This is a genomic window from Mycobacterium sp. MUNTM1, from assembly GCF_054660795.1.
The window spans coordinates 23689-40684 of record NZ_BAAGDE010000059.1 but is presented as its reverse complement, the minus strand read 5'-3'; the positions used below and the strand labels follow the sequence as shown (position 1 = coordinate 40684).

Genomic DNA, 16996 nt, shown 5'->3' with positions numbered 1-16996 from the left:
CCACCGCCGACACCGGCGGGACCGCCGGTGGCCGCGATGCAAGGCCTCGGCTACATGGTAGGAGGCCAGGCCGCGGACGCTCGGCGGGCCGCGAGCACCGTCGCCCGCGCAAGGAGGGCGGCAGTGGCGGGCGCCGCCGAGGCCGAGGCGGTAGCGCTGCCGGAGGAGGAGGATACGAAGAGGCGTCGGCAACGGGTCAAGGCCACACAACCAGGCCGTGGGTACGAATACATGGATCTGGAGTCCGGGCCGTCGACAGCCTCCGACCGGGCCGCGCCGGCGATGGGATTCGCCGGCACCATAGCTACGAAGGCCACAACCGGGCCGTCGGGGTTGAGCGCGCTGGCCGTCAACGGGCTCGACGACAGGCCGCGCATGCCTTTGCTGCCCAAAACCTGGGACTCCGATTCGCCGGCATCGAAACCATAAGGAGTACCAGCTTTTTGGCTTGCAGCGGTTTCGCCGGTCCCGGCCCGCAGAACCGCGTCACGCGATCGGCAGGCGCGAAAACCCAGAAGCGGTAACCTAACCCGCATGCAGAGTTCCTCGGTCGTCTCCCTGTTGCGGGAACGCGCCGCTCTGCAACCCGACGACGTGGCTTTCCGGTATACCGATTACGAGCAGAACTGGGCCGGCATCGCCGAGACCCTGACGTGGGCACAGCTCTACCAGCGGACCCTCAACGTGGCGCATGAGGTCAAGCGGCATGGCGCCACCGGGGACCGCGCCGTCATCCTCGCCCCCCAGGGCCTGCCCTACATCGTGGCGTTCCTGGGCGCGATCCAGGCCGGGCTGATCGCGGTCCCGCTCTCGGTCCCCCAGCCGGGCTCGCATGACGAGCGCGTCGCCGCGGTCCTGGCCGACACCACACCCTCCGTCGTCCTCACCACGTCCGCGGCCGCCGCAACGGTCGGCGACTACCTGTACCCCGCCGCCCCCGCCGTCGTCGCCGTCGACGCGCTGGATCTGGACCGGCCGAACTCGTCGAGCATCCGGATCAGCGGCGCCCCGAGCATCGCCTACCTGCAGTACACGTCGGGCTCCACGCGCCTTCCGGCCGGAGTCATGGTTTCGCACCGCAACCTGCACGTGAACTTCCAGCAACTGATGGCCGCGTACTTTCCCGACTTCAACGGCGTGGCCCCGCGCGACACCGTCTGCGTGTCGTGGCTGCCCTTCTACCACGACATGGGTCTGATGCAGGGCGTCATCGCACCGATCCTGGGCGGCTACCGGGGTGATGTGACCAGCCCGGTCGCGTTCCTGCAGCGCCCGGCCCGCTGGATCCACGCGATGTCCCAGACCGATCCGGTGTTCTCCGCCGCGCCGAACTTCGCCTTCGAGCTCGCGGTCCGCAAGGCCACCGAGGACGACCTGGCCGGAGTCGACCTGGGCAACATCATCAGCATCGTCAGCGGCGCTGAACGGATCCATCCCGCCACACTCGACCGGTTCTGTAAACGGTTCGCGCCGTATGGCTTTCGCGAGGACATGATGCAGCCCTCCTACGGGTTGGCCGAAGCCACCGTCTACGTGGCCAGCCGCGCCGCGGGTGGCGCCCCGCGCGTCGTCCACTTCGAACCCGAGCGGCTGTCGGACGGGAGCGCGCAGCGGTGCTCGGCAGAGACCGGCTCGCCGCTGCTGAGCTACGGGACGCCGACGTCGCCGACGGTGCGGATCGTCGACCCGGACACCAGCTCACAGTGCCCGGCCGGGACGGTCGGTGAAATCTGGGTCAGCGGCGACAACGTCGCCGACGGCTACTGGCGGAAGCCGCAGGACACGCGACGCACCTTCGGCGGCGTCCTGGCCGACGCGCCGCCCGGCACCCCCGAGGGCCCGTGGCTGCGCACCGGCGACCTCGGCTTCATCTGCGAGGACGAGATGTTCATCGTGGGCCGGATGAAAGACCTGCTGATCGTCTACGGGCGCAACCACTATCCCGAGGACATCGAGTCGACGGTGCAACGGATCACCGGCGGACGGGTCGCGGCGATCTCGGTCCCCGTCGACGATACCGAAAAGCTGGTCACCATCATCGAATTCAAGCAGCGCGGCGATTCCGAGGAGGACGCGAAGCGCAACCTCGACACCGCCAGGAACGACGTCACCGCGGCGATATCGAACTCGCACGGGCTCACCGTGGCCGATCTGGTGCTGGTGGCGCCGGGATCGATTCCCACCACCACCAGCGGCAAGATCCGGCGGGCCGCATGCGTCGAGCAGTACCGGCGTGGGCAGTTCACCCGGCTGGACGCCTAGCCCTATTGACTGTTCGCCGTCTGGGCTTCCTGAAGGAAGTGACCCACCACGTCGGGGCCGGTGGAGTGCATCTTGATGGACAGTTCGAGGAGCCTGTCCTTGGCCTGTTTGGGCAGCAGCTCGATCGAGCGAGTGGTGGCCGAGTCGTACTTAGCCCCCGGAAAGCGTTGCAGCAGAACGTCTTTCTGCTCTTCGGTGGTGTAGATCTCGAGCAGCTTCATGCCTGCGAACGCCTCGATCGCCAGGTCCGCCATTCCGGCATTCGCCAGCGCTTCCAGCCGCTCCTCGTTGATCCAGACGTTGACCTTGATCTTCTTCTCGCCGTTGCTCATGAGTCCTCCAACTGGTTCAGCGTAAAGACCGGCAACCTGTCTTTCAGATATTCCTCGGTGACGAACGGCGACCCCTGGCCGTACTTGGCGGCGCTGTCCATCACGACTTCGAAGACCTCGTGCCGCATCACCTTTTGGGTCGGCTTGACCTCGTCGGTCAGGATGCTTCGAATCAGGCTGCCGCTGAAGCTTTGTGACTGGTCGTCGTGACCGCACAGGGCCGAGTTGGTGACCTCCTGGCACACCGGGCAGTACCAGTTCTCGCGCAGGAACACCGGTTTGATGCCCAGCTCGCTGCGGTGTTGCTTGAGGATGTTCTGGGAATCGTAGGGGTGGTAGAAGTCGCCCACGCCGGCGTGGTCTCGCCCGAACATGTGATGCGTACAGCCGAGGTTCGTCCGCAGGATCGCGTGGAAGATGGCCTCGCGCGGGCCGGCGTAGCGCATGTCCCACAGCGTGAACGACACCAGGTGGACGTCTTCGCGAAAATACCCGCTGGTCCGTAACTCATTCTGCGCCAACAAGATTGCCTCGTCGATGTAGTCACCGACCCGCTTCTGGCCGATGATGGCATTGACCAGCACGCCGGTGTTCAGGTTGTCGACGGGTTGGTCCTCGTTCGCGGCCAGCCACGCCTGCTTCATCAGGGCTTCGTGGCCGGTGTGCGGAACGTTGCGGGTTTGATGGGCGACGGCGCGCGTCCAGTTCTTCTTCGCCAGCGCGTCCTTGTGCTGCCGCGGCGTGAGCCAGAACCGCTTGAAGGGTTCGTTGAACACCGGCTCGTTGATGAGCGTGATGTCGCCGCCGATGAACCGATCCGCATAGGCCAGCGTCTTCTTGACGCCCGGGTGCCGGGGATCGGTGGTGCCGTAGGTCTTTTCGGCCATCCGCTCCAGGTCGTATTCGTAGATCTCGGAGACCTCGAAGATCGCCATCGGGGCATCGAGATATTCGAGGACGACGCGTTCGCCCTCCTTCACCCCGTACCTTTCGACGTCCTCCGCGGAGAGATCGAAGACGATCGGGATGCTCCACAGCGTGCCGTCCGGCAGCTGGAAGTCGTCCAGCGTGCCATCAACTTCGCGCCGGCCCATGAACCCGGTCAGCGGTGTGAAGAACCCGTAGGACAGGCTGATCACCTCGTGCGCGGTGGCTTTCGGGATGGGGATGCGCGGCAACCCCTCGATCTGGGCGGCCGCATTTGCCGTGGACACCCGCTCCACGATCGGCTTCCCGTTATGGCCCTGGTAGCTCATGAAAGTGACCTCGTTTCGGTAATCAGCGGTTGCCCGTGGACGGCTCCCGACGCCGTCACTGCCCGGACGCGTCCGCTAGGCGTCTGGCCGCACCGGGGCCGAGATGACGCCCGCGCGTTCGAGATGGGCGATCACTTCCTCGGCCAGCGTGTCCGCGTCCTTGTTGCCGCCTTCGAGCCGCAGCTCCGGCTGCGCCGGGGCCTCGTACGGATCGTCGATTCCGGTGAACCCTTTGATCTCGCCGGCGCGGGCTTTCTTGTAGAGCCCCTTGGGGTCGCGCTGCTCGCAGATCTCGATCGGGGTGTCGATGAAGATCTCCTGGAAATCGCCGTCGTTCAGGGTGGCCCGGATGGCGTCGCGATCACGCACGTACGGGCTGATGAACGCCGTCAGCGCGATGGTGCCGGACTCACAGAACAGCTTCGCGACCGCCCCGATACGGCGGATGTTCTCCTCGCGATCCTGGGCGGAAAATCCCAGGCCGAACCGCTTCGCGAACTCGGGGCCGTGGCGCTCCTCGAGAAGGTCCGGTCCGGCATTGAGTCCGTAGCGCACGTTGTCCCCGTCCAGCAGGTAGCTGCGGATCCCCCGCTCGTAGAGCTTCTGCTCGACGACGTTGGCGACCGTGCTCTTGCCGCTGCCGCTCAGGCCGGTGAACCAGATGACGCAGCCCTTGTGACCATTGAGTCTTTCGCGTTCGGCGCGGCTTATCTGGTGTTCGTGCCAGGTGATGTTGTTCGACATTGCCAGCTCCTGTTCACCACGTTTCAGCCGACACCGACGAAACCCTAACGGCCACTTGCCATCCTCCGCATCACCGGTCGCCGCACTGCCGGCCGGCAAGACGTTGCGCCCGCTCCGCAGGCCTTGTTTGCCTGCCGGCGCAAGCGCCCGGCCTCGGCGCGGCGGCCTCGCCGCATCGATCCCGGCCACACACCTTCACCGTATTGTTTATCAATCAATCCGGATCAGGACCAGTCCACAAGTAAAGATGGTCAACTTACGTGGGTTTGTTGCGCTTCGCGCGACCCCGGCGCCCGGGCCCGGTTTTGGGTCCGCCAGCAAACGACATCACGCCCGGCGGGACCGGACCGACCGGCGCGTTGACGCCGGAAAACCCCGGCGCACCCGGGCGGCGGGGCGATGCACGTGGCGACGAGCCGATACCTCCGGCGCGCCCCGCCGTGTCGACGCCGCGCCCCGGGGAGCCGGTTCGAGTGTGGCGCTTGCGCCCGGCGCCACGCGTTCGGGCCTTTGCCGATAGCAAAGGGCGTTCGCCGTCCGGTATCACAAAGCTCGGCCGCGAACGCCGTTCACCAGGGCACACCACTTCGGCGCGCCAGCCGCGTTAGCTGTTAATCTTCTGTACATCCACTGTTCGGGGTTGTCCGGCGGGCATCGGTGGGTTTGACTCAGACCGAAGTAATTTTGCCGTCGCGCCCGCTCGGGCGCCCGGACGGCGAGACACGATGACGGTGGGATTCGTCATGACTGCGCGTAGCTACCGTGGCCGGCGGCCGCGTCGACCAGGTCCAACCGCGGCCGGCAAACGCGCGGCGGGCGGTGCAACGCAGGGGAAGGCGAATGCTTGATTACGGGGCGCTGCCCCCAGAAATCAACTCGACCAGAATGTATGCCGGTCCGGGCTCGGGGCCGCTGATCGCCGCCGCGGCCGCCTGGGATGTCTTGGCCAATGGGCTCGAGACGGCCTCGCGCGGCTACGCGTCGGTGCTCGCCCGGCTGGAAGGCGAAAGTTGGTCTGGCGGTGCGTCGGTGGCGATGGCCGCCGCGGCCGCTCCGTATGTGGCATGGATGGCCAACGCGGCGGCTCAGGCCGAGCAAGCCGCCGGGCAGGCCCGCGCCGCCGCGGCGGCCTACGAGACGGCGTTCGACGCCACCGTGCCACCCGCCGTGGTGACCGCCAACCGCACCCTGTTGGCGCAGCTGGTCGCCGGCAACCTCCTGGGGCAGAACACCGCGATGATCGGGGCGACCGAGGGCGCCTACTCCGAGATGTGGGCCCAGGATGCCGGCGCGATGTACGGCTACGCCGCAGCATCGTCGGGCGCGACCACGCTCAGGCAATTCGGCCAACCACCCCAGACCACCGCCGACGAGCAATCGGCCCAGACCGCCGCGGTCGCCCACGCCGCCGGGAGCTCGGCGGCCGGACAGTCGCACGTCGCCCTGTCCCGGGCCATGTCGTCGGTGCCGCAGCAGCTGCAAACCCTTTCCAGCACAGGCTCTTCGGGCTCGTCCTCATCATCGTCGGGGTCATCCTCCGCACTGGGCGCGGTGAGCGACTTCAACACGCTGACCGCCCCGGTGAACCTCGGCGACGCCATGAGCCGGACCGTCACTTCGGCGGGAACGTTCGGCACCGGGCTCTTCCGCTCCAACCTGCAGGCCGCGGGCGAAGCCGCCAAGGCCGCCGCGGCCCCCGCCGCGGCGGCCAGCGCCTCAACCGGCGCGGCGGGCGTGACCGGTCCGACCCTGGCCAGCACGGGCGGCGCGGCCACGGTAGGCCGGTTGACCGTCCCGCAAAGCTGGGCGGCGACGAATCCGGCGGTCACCAGTGTCGCCGAGGCGCATTGGCTGCCGGACGCCGAACTCGACGGCGGTCCGTCGTGGCACGAGGTCCCGGCCACCAACATGCTTAACGGGGCGCCGGCGGCCGCCGGGTCGACGTCGGGACTCTTGTCGCGCCCCTCGGTCAACAACGTGTTGCGCGTGACGCCGCGTCAATTCAAGATGCCGCGCCCGTCCGCCGGCGGATAGCCGGCCTGGTTCCACCCGTCAGTGCAGGCACGCCTGCAGCGCCCGCGCGTGCTCGTTCAGAAAGGATCGCCGATGCTTGATTTCGGGGCGATGCCGCCCGAAATCAATTCGGCCAGAATGTATTCCGGCCCGGGCTCGGGTCCGATGACGGCAGCCGCGTCGGCGTGGGACGAGCTGGCTACGCAACTGGAGTCGTTTGCCGCCGGTTACCGGGCCGCGCTTGCGGAACTGCGCGATCACGCGTGGTCGGGTGCTGCCTCGACGGCGATGACGCTGGCCGTCGAACCTTATGTGTCGTGGGCGATGGCAACGGCGGCCCAAGCCGCCCGGGCCGGCGCCCAAGCACGGGCCGCCGCGGCGGCGTATGAGGCGGCGTTCGCGACGACAGTGCCGCCACACGTGGTGGCCGCCAACCGGCTTGCGCTGTCCACCCTGATTGCGACCAACTTCTTCGGGCAGAACGCTGCGGCGATCGCTGCCACCGAGGCCGCCTACTGCGAGATGTGGGCCCAGGATGCCACCGCGATGTACGGCTATGCCGCATCGTCTTCGGCCGCAACCACCCTTACGCCATTCACCCAGCCGCCCCGGACCACAACCTCGCACGGCCAATCGGACCAGGCCGCCGCGGTGAGCCGAGCCGCAAGCACGTCCGCGGGGCAGGCGAGGGCCGGGGACGCCGCGGGGCTGCCCACGAACACGTCAGCGACGAACACGTCCGGGACGTCCGCGGGTTCGTCGTCACTCATCGGTTCGGTCGGCGACTTCAATACGGTCGTCTCCACACCGGGACAGACGTTCTTGGCGGGGGCCCGCACGCTGTTGGGGTGGGGACAATTGGGATACGGGCTCGATCTGTCCGATGTCCAGGCGGCCAAGGCCGCAGGCGGGGCTGTGCCCATCGTGCCGGACATCCCGGCCCTCCGAGGCCCGGCGCTCGCCGGTGCGGGCCGGGCGTCCCTGGTGGGGAAACTGTCCGTCCCGCAGACCTGGACGCTCGAGAATCCGGGCGACGTCGCCGCCGAGGGCCATCCCGCGTTGTCGGCCAACACAATTCGAGCGGTGCCGGCTTCCGCGCCGAACCCACCTGGCGGCCTGGGGGCGCTGCCGGCGATGCGCACCGCTGATCGGGCCGGTGTCCCGGTATTGCGCAACGGGCGTCGCGCCTTCAGCATGCCGCGCCCCGCGTCCGGTGGATAGCAGCGGATTATGCGCGGGTCACCGATGTTGACGGCGCGGTTTCCAGGTCGGCCAGCTCGTCGCACAGGTGGTCGGCCAAACCGCGAACGGTGGTGATCTTGGTGGGGCTGACGCGTATACCGGTTTCGGTTTCGATGCGGGTCCGCAGCTCGAGGTTGCCCAGCGAATCGAGGCCGTAGTCCGACAGCGGCCGATCCGGATCGATTGTGCGCCGGAGCAATAGGCTGATCTGACCGGACACCAGCCGGCGGATCGCCGACGGCCATTCCTCGCGCGGCAGCGTCTGCAGCTCGGCGAGGAACTTGCCGGCGTCCGGTTTGCCTTGTCCCATCGAGCCGAACGCCTCGGCGAAGCGGCTGCGTTGCGCGAAGGACGTCAGCCACGGCGTCCCCATGATCGGCGCGTAGCCCGAGTACGGGCGGTCGTAGCGCAGCAGCGTTTCGAAGGCACGAAAACCCTCGGCCGGTGTGATCGCGACGCCGGCGTCCGCGGCCAGGGCCGTGGCGCGGCCGACCTCGGACCACGCGCCCCACGCGATCGAGGTGGCCGGAAAACCTTGGGCGCGACGCCAATACGCGAACGCGTCCAGCCAGCTGTTGGCCGCGGCGTAGGCGCCCTGCCCCGGCGACCCGACCAGCGCGGCGGCCGACGAGAAGGAGCAGAACCAGTCCAGCGGCTGGCCGGTGTCCTGCAGGACGTGATGAAGGTTCCACGCGCCGTAAACCTTTGGCGCCCAGCACCGGTCGATGAGCTCGTCGGTGATATTCGCCAGCGTGGCGTCCTCCACGACCGCGGCGGCGTGCAGCACGCCCCGCAGCGGCAGCCCGGTGGCGGTGGCGCACGCCACCAGCCGCTCGGCCGTCTGCGGCTCGGCGATGTCACCGCACTCCACCGCGATGTCGGCCCCGGCGGCCCGAAGCTTTTCGATGGCGTCGCGCGCCTGCTCGTTGGGTTGCGAGCGGGAGTTCAGCACGATACGCCCGCAAGCCGCCGCACCGTCGCGAGAGGCCATCTGGCCGGCCAAAAACAGGCCCAGGCCGCCGATTCCGCCGGTGATGATATAGGCGCCGTCGGTGCGGAACGGCCGCGCCTGTTCCGGCGGCACCGCGGCCACACTGCTTCCCGCCCGCGGCACCTGCAGCACCACCTTGCCGGTGTGTCCCGCGGCGGCGACCAGACGCACCGCGGCGGCGGCGTCGTGAATCGGATAGTGCGTGGTGCGCGGCAGGGGCAGTTCACCGGCGGCGGTGCGCTGGTACACGGTGGTCAGCAGGCGCCGAACCGTCTGCGGGTGGCTGAAAGTCAGCAGCGCGAGGTCGACGGCGAACAGCGAGAGGTTGCGTCGGAACGGGAACAGACCCAGATGGGTATCGCCGTAGATGTCGCGCTTGCCCAACTCGATGAAGCGTCCACCCAAGGCCAGCACTTCGATTCCGGCGCGTTGCGCGGCGCCGGGCAGCGAGTTGAGCACCACGTCGACGCCGTATCCGTCGGTGTCACGGCGGATCCGGTCGGCGAATTCGGTGCTGCGCGAGTCGTAGACGTGCTCGATCCCCATCTCGTGCAGCAGTTGCCGGCGCCGCGGGCTGCCCGCGGTCGCGAAGATCTCACAACCCACCGCCCGGGCGATCGCGATGGCGGCCTGGCCGACGCCACCGGTACCGGAGTGGATGAGCACCTTGTCGGTCGGTGCGATACGCGCGAGATCATGCAGGCCGTACCACGCGGTCGCGGCCGCGGTCGGCACCGCGGCCGCCACTTCCAGCGGCACCTCGGGCGGCAGCGTGACCGCGTGCTGGGCGTCGGCGATGACGAAGGTGCCCCAGCATCCATTGCGGGACATCCCCCCGACGTGGTCGCCGACCTTGTGCTCGGTGACGCCCGGGCCGACGGCGGTCACCACGCCGGCGAAGTCGCCACCCAACCGCTGCTGGTAACCCTCGAATGTGGGATAACGGCCAAAGGCGACAAGGACATCCGCGAAGTTGATGGTCGACGAGGTCACCGCCACCTCGATCTCGCCGGGCCCCGGCGGTACCCGGTCGAACGCGGCGAACTCCAGCGATTCGAGGTCACCGGGAGTGCGGATCTGCAGGAGCATGCCGTCACGCTCGTGATCGACGACAGTGGTGCGCCGCTCGGACGGCCGCAGCGGGCCGGGCCGCAGGCGCGCGGCGTACCATTGGCCGCCACGCCAGGCGGTCTCGTCCTCGTCCGATCCGCTTTTCAGTTGCAGCGCAACCTGTTCGGGGTCGGTCGCGTCGTCCAGGTCAATCTGGGTGGCGCTCAGATGCGGATGCTCGGAGTCGATCACCCGCATCAGTCCGCGCAGCCCAGCCTGCGCCAGGTTCGCCACATCCCCGCCGGTCACGCTCGCGGCGTTGCGGGTCACCACGTACAGCCGCGGCGACTCCCCCGGCAGCTCCGAGAGCTCGCGGGCGACAGCCGCAAGGTGCGACACGTGATCGCGGCCGAGCCGACGCGCGTGCGGCGCGGCGGCGCCGGCGGGCGCCGCGGTCACCACCACGACGCCGGTCAGCCCCTTCAGCGGGCCGTGCCCGTTGGAGGCGCTCGTGCCGCCGCCGGACAGCAGCGTCCGCAGCTGTGCGGTGTCCACGTCCCCGAGGGGAACCGATGCCGTCGTGCATTGCGCGCCATCGGAATTCAGCGCGTCGGCAAGCCGCGCCGGCAAGGGGTCGTGCTCGTCGGACGCGTCGAGCAGCACCCACGAGCCGGGCTCGCCGTGCGCGGCCTCGTTCAGCTCCCGGGGCTCCCAGTCGATGGTCAGCAACCGCTCGTTGAGCAGCCGGTGGGCGCGTTCGTGTTCGGACGTGCCGCCGGACAGCCGGAGCCCCTCGACCGTCAACAGCACCGTTCCGGATCGGTCCAGCACATCGAGGTCGGCCTCGCATTCGCCGGTTTGCGAGAACGTGACCCGGGTAAGGCAGTATTGCGCGTCACGCGTCGAGTGATAGTTGCGCAGCCTGCGCACGCCGACCGGCAACAGCAGGCCGCCGGCCTTCTGCACCTCGGGTGAGGCGACGACCGACTGGAAGCACGCGTCGAGCAGCGCCGGGTGCGTACCGTAGGCCGACTGCTGCGAGCGAATAGCGCCGGGCAGCGCCACCTCGGCAAGCACCGAGCCGATCTCCCCGTCGGCGACCCGCACCGCGGCCAGACCCGAAAACGCCGGCCCGTAGTGGATTCCCACGGTCTCGAACGCCTTTCGCAATTCCGCGCCGTCCATGCGGACGGGGTGGTCGGCGATCAGCGTGGCCAGATCGTGCGCGGGCGGCCGCTGCGGCTCGGCCGAGCCGTCTTCTCCCACAACGACATGCAGGACCGCCCCGGCCCGGCGGATGCGTTCGCCGTCCTCGTGGGTGTCCACGGTGAAATCGAGAACGCCGGGCGCGGCGACCGTTGCAACCGACGAAGCCAGGGTCTGGTCGCCCAGCAACAGCGTCTGCTCGAACGCGACGTCGCGGACCTCGGCGCGTTCACCGAGGGCCGCCGCCGCGGCCGCGAGCGCCATCTCGCAATAGGCGGCGCCGGGAAACGCTGCCACACCGTGGATTTTGTGTTCCGCGAGCCACGGGTGGGCAGAGGTGCCGATCTCGCCCTGCCAGACGTGGCGCTCGGGTTCCTCCTGTAGGTGCACGTGCGCACCGAGCAGGGGGTGCACGGCCTGGACCGAGGCGCCGTGCGCCGTCTTGTCCGCCTCGCGGCTGAGCATCAACCGGCGGTGGGTCCACGTCGGTAGCGGGGCGTCCACCAATCGGCCGGTCGGGTACTGGACGGCGAAGTCGACCCGGGCACCGGCGCTGTGCACGTCGGCGACAAAGCCGCGCAGCCCGAACGGTAGCTCTTGCCCGCGGCGCATGGCCGCCAGCGCCGCGATGGGCATGTCCAGGCTGTCGGCGTTCTGCTCGACGGCGTGCGTCAGCAGCGGATGCGGCGACAGCTCACCGAAGACGCGGAACCCGTCCTTGAGGGCCGCCTGCACCGCGGCCGCGAATCGCACGGTGTAGCGCAGGTTTTCGGCCCAGTAGTCGCCGGTGAACGACGGCCGTTCGCGCGGATTCCACAGCGTCGACGAATAGTACGGAACCTCGGCGGCCGTCGGCTGCAGCTCGGCGAGGGCGTCCACCAGCTCGTCGAGGATCGGTTCCACCTGCGGTGAATGCGAGGCGACGTCCACCGCCACTTCGCGCGCCAGCACGTCCTGCTCCTGCCACGCTGCGACCAGATCGCGGATGGCGTGGGTGTCACCGCCGACGACGGTCGATGTCGGCGACGCGACCACCGAGAGCACCACGTCGGAGATGCCGCGAATCGAAAGTTCGGACAGCACTTGCTGTCCCGGCAACTCCACCGATGCCATTGCGCCGCTGCCCGCGATCCGCGCCATCAGCTTCGAGCGGCGGCAGATGACGCGCACACCGTCGCCCACCGACAATCCGCCGGCGACGACGGCCGCCGCCGATTCACCGAGCGAATGCCCGATGACGGCGCCGGGGCGCACCCCGTAGGACTTCATCGTCTCGGCGAGCGCGACCTGCATCGCGAAGATCGTCGGCTGCACCTTGTCGATGCCGGTCACCGTCTCCGGCGCCGACAAGGCTTCGGTCACCGGAAAGCCCGATTCCGCGGCGATCAACGGCTCGATGGCCGCGACGGTCGCGGCGAACACCGGCTCCTTGGCCAGTAGTTCGGCGCCCATCTGCGGCCATTGCGAACCCTGGCCGGAGAACACCCACACCGGTCCGCGGTCGCCTTGTTCCACCGCGGGCTGGTACGGGATGTCGCTGTCGGCGACCGCGCGCAGCGCGGCGCGCAACTCGCCGAAACTGTTCGCCGAGACCACGGTGCGCACCGGCCGGTGCGCGCGCCGGCGCGACAGCGTGTAGCCCAGATCCCGTAGACCCGAGCTGCTTTCACCGTCACGGGCGCCGCGCTCGTCCAGCCAGTCGGCCAGCCGGGTGGCCGTGACACGCAGCTGCTCGGCGGAGGTGGCCGACAGCGGGAACAGCAGCGGCGGCCCCGCCGGTTCGTCGGTCGTCTGCGCCGGTGCCTGTTCGGGGGCCTGTTCCACGATGGCGTGCACGTTGGTGCCCGACATCCCGTATGACGACACCGCGGCACGTCGTGGGTGGTGGCCGTTGCCGGGCCACGGCGTATTGCCCCGCGGCACAAAGAGTTCCGTCTTGATCCGGGCCATCTCGTCGGGGAGTCGCGTGAAGTGTAGGTTCTGCGGCACCACGGCGTGCTGCAGCGCGAGGATCGCCTTCATCAGCCCCAGCGGCCCGGACGTCGACTGCATGTGGCCGAAGTTGGTCTTCACCGATCCCAAAGCGCAGGGGCCGACGGTGCCGTATACGGCGGCCAGGCTGGCGAATTCGATCGGATCGCCGACCGGGGTGCCGGTGCCGTGCGCTTCGACCAGCCCGATCGTGGCCGCGTCGACCGCCGCGATGTCGAGGGCCTTTCGGTAGACGGCGACCTGAGCGGTTTCCGAGGGCGCCGCGATGTTCACGGTGCGGCCGTCCTGATTGGCCGCGGTCCCGCGCAGCACCGCCAGGATGCGGTCGCCGTCGCGCTGCGCGTCGTCGAGCCGCTTGAGCAGCAGCATGACGCAGCCCTCACCGGACACGAAGCCGTCGGCGCGGACGTCGAACGCGTGGCAGCGCCCGGTCGGGGACAGCATGCCCTGCAGCGAGCCCGACACCGACTTGCGCGGTTCCAGGGTCACCACGACGCCGCCGGCCAGGGTGAGGTCGGATTCGCCGCTGCCGAGACTGCCGCACGCCTGGTGGACGGCCATCAGCCCCGACGAGCACGCGGTGTCCACGGTGACGGCCGGGCCATGCAGGCCGAGGGTGTAGGCCACGCGCCCGGACGCGAAGCTGTTGCTGGTGCCGGTGAATCCGTACGGCCCTTCGGCCGCGCCGCAGTCGGCGGACAGCAGTTCGTAGTCGCCGTGCGTCAGGCCGACGAATACCCCGGTCTGCGAGTGGATCAGGGAGGCGGGGTCCAGGCCGGCGTGCTCGATGGCGTCCCAGGACGTCTCCAGCAACAGGCGATGTTGCGGGTCGATCGCGGTGGCCTCGCGCTCGGTCATCCCGAAGAAGTCGCAGTCGAAGCCGCCGACGTCGTCGAGGAACGCGCCCCAGCGGGTCACCGATCGGCCGGGTACGCCGGGCTCGGGGTCGTAGTACAGATCCGCGTCCCACCGGTCGGCGGGAATTTCGCCGACGAGGTCGTCACCGCGCAGCAGCGCGTCCCAGAGGCGTTGCGGGGAGTCGATCCCGCCGGGGAGTCGGCAGGCCATCCCGATGACGGCAACGGGTGTGGCGTGTGCGGCACGCACAGTGCAAGTCCCCTATCCTCGCCCACTGACCTCGGGCATTCGACAACCGCGCGTGCGCGCGAGAGCCCCTGAGCCTCGGGGCACACGCGTAATTATGCACGTGTCAGTTTACTTTCGAACGCCGTTCAGATTAGCGGGAGCAAGGAATTTTGTTCCGGCGTGCCGAAAACTTGCCGGCAGGTCCCCAGCGCCACGAAACCCGCGCCGTGACTACGCAATTCCGCAAATTCCGCGTCGCCCCCAACCCGGTGGCGATCGGTATCCGGTTTCGTCGCGATGCGGCGCCATCGACGGACGGGCCGACCGGGTGCGGCGCCGAAATCGTTGTGTCGCCAGGCGAATTCGTTCGAGGCGCCCGGGAGCGAGGGGCTACGTATCGCCGCCCCGGTTGGAGTCCTCGGACTCGGCGTCCTTCGCGGGATCCTCGACGACCTGATATGCCGGATCGAGCATGGAGATGGCCCGGGTGCCGGTCTGGCGGGCCTTCCCGGTGATCCGCAGTACCTGACCGGGCTGGATGTCGGCGCCGCCGTTGCCCGGGCGGAAGGTGATGGTCATTTCGCCGGTGCTGTCTCCGATGACGACCTGCCGGTGGGTCCGGCCGCGGCTCGTGACGTCTTCGACCTCGCTGACGCGCCCCTCGACGCTGGCGCGCTGCCCGGAGATCAGCCCCGCCACCATGATCACCGACCGGGGCCGGTCCGGGTGTTCGTACGCTTCGACCTTCCGGTCCTCGTCTTGGGACACCCACGCCTCGATCTTGTCGATGCCCTCCCCGATCCTTTGCTCGAAGGTGTCGGGGTAGGCCTCCCGGATCCGCGATTCGACGTCGTAGGGCACGATCGTCGCGGCGGCGTCCGGGATGAGGCTGACCGCCCGCGAGATCTTGTCGGCGGTGCGGTCGTGCAGCACCCGGCCCAACAGCCGCGCGAAGGTCCGGCGCGGCAGCAGCACCGTCACATTGGTGCGCGCGTGCTCCTCGAGCGCTTTGGCGACCAGCAGCTGCGCGGCCCGGCTGATCCGACGGTCCGGGCAATCCACGATCCGCAGCGGGGTGTCGAGTTCGAAATGGTCCCAACGCTTGCGCAGCAGCGCCGCGTGGGCCGGGTCGACCATGAAGTGCACCGCGATCAACTCGTCGGCCCGCAACCCCCTGCCGTAGCGCAACGCCTCGATCACCGCCAGGTCGACGGAGTCGACGAACACGAACACCCGGTGCCGCGAGTACTTCACCAGCTCCGGGCGGTCGGTGCGGAACATCTCGAGAATGGCCGCCTCGGCGCGGTATTCGCGGTTGAGGCGGGTGAGCATGAACACCAGCAGGGGGAACACCACAACCACCAGCCAGGCACCCTCGGTGAACTTCGCCACCGCGAAGATGCCCACCACGATCGTCGACAGGACCGCCGCGGACAGGTTGATCGCCAGCCGGCGTCGCCAGCCCGGTTCCCGGTGCGTCAGATGGTGTTTGGTCATCCCGTAGCCGGCCATCGAGAAGCCGGTGAACACGCCGATCGCATAGAAGGGCACCAGCGCGTTCACCGACCCGCCGGTGGCCACCAGCAACGCGACCGAGAGCGCCGTCAGGGTGATGATCCCGTTCGAAAACACCAGGCGGTGGCCACGTTTGGTGAGCTGGCGGGGCAGGAAGCGGTCCTCGGCGACGAAACTGGCCAGGGCCGGAAAGCCGTTGAAGCTGGTGTTCGCGCCGGTGAACAAGATCGCGGCCGTCGCCGCCTGGACCAGGACGTAGAAAACGTCGCCGACGGTGCCGCCGCCGAAGACGGCGCGGCCGATCTGCGACAGCACCGAGGGGTACTCCGTCAGGTACGGCGTCGCGTGGGTGACGTGGGCCAGGTAGGCGACGCCGGCCAGCAACAGGCCGAGGACGGTGGCCATCGCGGTCAGCACTCGACGCGCGTTGCGGCCCTGGGGCTTTCGGAAATAGTCGACCGTGTTGGAGATGGCCTCGACGCCGGTCAGCGACGAACCGCCGTTGGCGAACGCACGCAGCAGCACCAAGATCGTGGCACCCAGCACCAGCCCGTTGCCCTGGTGCACCGGCACCGTGCCGGCCATGTGGGCGGGATCGTAGATCGGCAGGTTTCCGATCGCCGCTCGGACGATGCCCACCACGATGGTCAGCCCGACCATGACGATGAAGGAGTAGGTCGCCACCGCGAACGGCAATCCCGCTTCCTTCAGGCCCCGCAGGTTGGCGTAGCAGATGATCAGCACCACGGCGACGGTGAGCTCGAGGCTGTACGGGCCCAGCACGGGAATCGCCGAGACCACCGCGACGGTCCCGGCCGCCGACTGCACCGCGACCGTGACCACATAGTCGATCAACAGGGCCGCGGCGGCGATCTGCGCAACCCTCGGCCCGAAATTGTCGCGCGCGACGATGTACGAGCCGCCGGCCCGGGTGTAGGCCATGACCACCTGCCGGTACGAGGCGGCCACCAACACCAGGATGAGCAGGATGACACCGGTGATGGGCAGCAGGAGCAGGAACGCGGCCAGCCCGGCGTGGGGCAACAGTTCGATCAGGATCTGCTCGGGACCGTACGCGACGGAGGAGACAGCGTCGGGTGAAAGTGCGCCTAGGGCAACGGAGTTCGATAGTTTCTCGGATGCGATGTCCTCGGTGATCAGCGGCTTTCCGAGGAACACCCGCTTGGCGATGTCCCCTAGCGAGAGCGGGATGCGCAGCTTGCCGGTCGCACTGGTCACGAGCACCGTCCTTACCCAGAGAACGTGGAATGCCTCCGATGCATTGTGCACGCACACCCGTCACGGGC

9 protein-coding genes are annotated in these 16996 nt (G+C 68.8%); 4 read left to right on the top strand and 5 right to left on the bottom strand.

Translation table 11 applies throughout. From position 1 onward, the window contains the following. Both ACYQ8K_RS25290 and fadD21 read left to right on the top strand, forming a co-directional pair. On the top strand, nucleotides 1-429 hold a 429-nt coding region (locus tag ACYQ8K_RS25290; RefSeq protein ID WP_459973362.1), incomplete at its 5' end, for a PPW family C-terminal domain-containing PPE protein. A 105-nt stretch (nucleotides 430-534) separates the two neighbouring features. After that, nucleotides 535-2262: a fatty-acid--AMP ligase FAAL21/FadD21 gene (gene fadD21 / locus ACYQ8K_RS25285; protein ID WP_459973360.1), complete on the top strand. Its 1728-nt coding sequence runs from the start codon at nucleotides 535-537 to the stop codon at nucleotides 2260-2262. A 2-nt stretch (nucleotides 2263-2264) separates the two neighbouring features. Here fadD21 and ACYQ8K_RS25280 read toward each other — a convergent pair whose 3' ends face one another. From ACYQ8K_RS25280 to cysC, 3 genes are all read right to left on the bottom strand, one after another. Then, the gene (locus ACYQ8K_RS25280; RefSeq protein ID WP_459973358.1) at nucleotides 2265-2594 is read right to left on the bottom strand and encodes a DUF6955 family protein; all 330 of its coding nucleotides are present in this window, start codon (nucleotides 2592-2594) and stop codon (nucleotides 2265-2267) included. Then, complete coding sequence (gene sat / locus ACYQ8K_RS25275; RefSeq protein ID WP_459973356.1) at nucleotides 2591-3850, bottom strand: sulfate adenylyltransferase; 1260 nt, start codon at nucleotides 3848-3850, stop codon at nucleotides 2591-2593. Before sat ends, ACYQ8K_RS25280 begins: the two co-directional genes overlap by 4 nt. A gap of 75 nt (nucleotides 3851-3925) precedes the next feature. After that, nucleotides 3926-4594: an adenylyl-sulfate kinase gene (gene cysC / locus ACYQ8K_RS25270; RefSeq protein WP_064881982.1), complete on the bottom strand. Its 669-nt coding sequence runs from the start codon at nucleotides 4592-4594 to the stop codon at nucleotides 3926-3928. Nucleotides 4595-5434: 840 nt separating this feature from the next. On the opposite strand from cysC, the gene ACYQ8K_RS25265 reads away from it, so the two are divergent. Continuing rightward, entirely contained in the window at nucleotides 5435-6628 is a 1194-nt protein-coding gene (locus ACYQ8K_RS25265; protein WP_459973354.1) for a PPE family protein, read from the top strand. A 72-nt stretch (nucleotides 6629-6700) separates the two neighbouring features. Continuing rightward, on the top strand, nucleotides 6701-7828 hold the full coding sequence (locus ACYQ8K_RS25260) for a PPE family protein (RefSeq protein ID WP_459973352.1): 1128 nt from the start codon (nucleotides 6701-6703) through the stop codon (nucleotides 7826-7828). Nucleotides 7829-7835: 7 nt separating this feature from the next. Here the strand turns inward: ACYQ8K_RS25260 and pks2 are convergent, their stop codons facing one another. Both pks2 and ACYQ8K_RS25250 read right to left on the bottom strand, forming a co-directional pair. Further along, the gene (pks2, locus tag ACYQ8K_RS25255; RefSeq protein WP_459973350.1) at nucleotides 7836-14195 is read right to left on the bottom strand and encodes a sulfolipid-1 biosynthesis phthioceranic/hydroxyphthioceranic acid synthase; all 6360 of its coding nucleotides are present in this window, start codon (nucleotides 14193-14195) and stop codon (nucleotides 7836-7838) included. Between the two features lie 369 nt (nucleotides 14196-14564). After that, nucleotides 14565-16928 (bottom strand): APC family permease, encoded by a 2364-nt coding sequence (locus tag ACYQ8K_RS25250; protein WP_459973348.1) that lies wholly within the window; start codon nucleotides 16926-16928, stop codon nucleotides 14565-14567. Nucleotides 16929-16996 lie beyond the last annotated feature (68 nt).

What these genes read in the sequence shown, in the direction of transcription:
- fadD21 (WP_459973360.1), top strand. Translation starts at nt 535, where the DNA reads ATGCAGAGTTCCTCGGTCGTCTCCCTGTTGCGGGAACGCGCCGCTCTG.
- ACYQ8K_RS25280 (WP_459973358.1), bottom strand. Translation starts at nt 2,594, where the DNA reads ATGAGCAACGGCGAGAAGAAGATCAAGGTCAACGTCTGGATCAACGAG.
- sat (WP_459973356.1), bottom strand. Translation starts at nt 3,850, where the DNA reads ATGAGCTACCAGGGCCATAACGGGAAGCCGATCGTGGAGCGGGTGTCC.
- cysC (WP_064881982.1), bottom strand. Translation starts at nt 4,594, where the DNA reads ATGTCGAACAACATCACCTGGCACGAACACCAGATAAGCCGCGCCGAA.
- ACYQ8K_RS25265 (WP_459973354.1), top strand. Translation starts at nt 5,435, where the DNA reads ATGCTTGATTACGGGGCGCTGCCCCCAGAAATCAACTCGACCAGAATG.
- ACYQ8K_RS25260 (WP_459973352.1), top strand. Translation starts at nt 6,701, where the DNA reads ATGCTTGATTTCGGGGCGATGCCGCCCGAAATCAATTCGGCCAGAATG.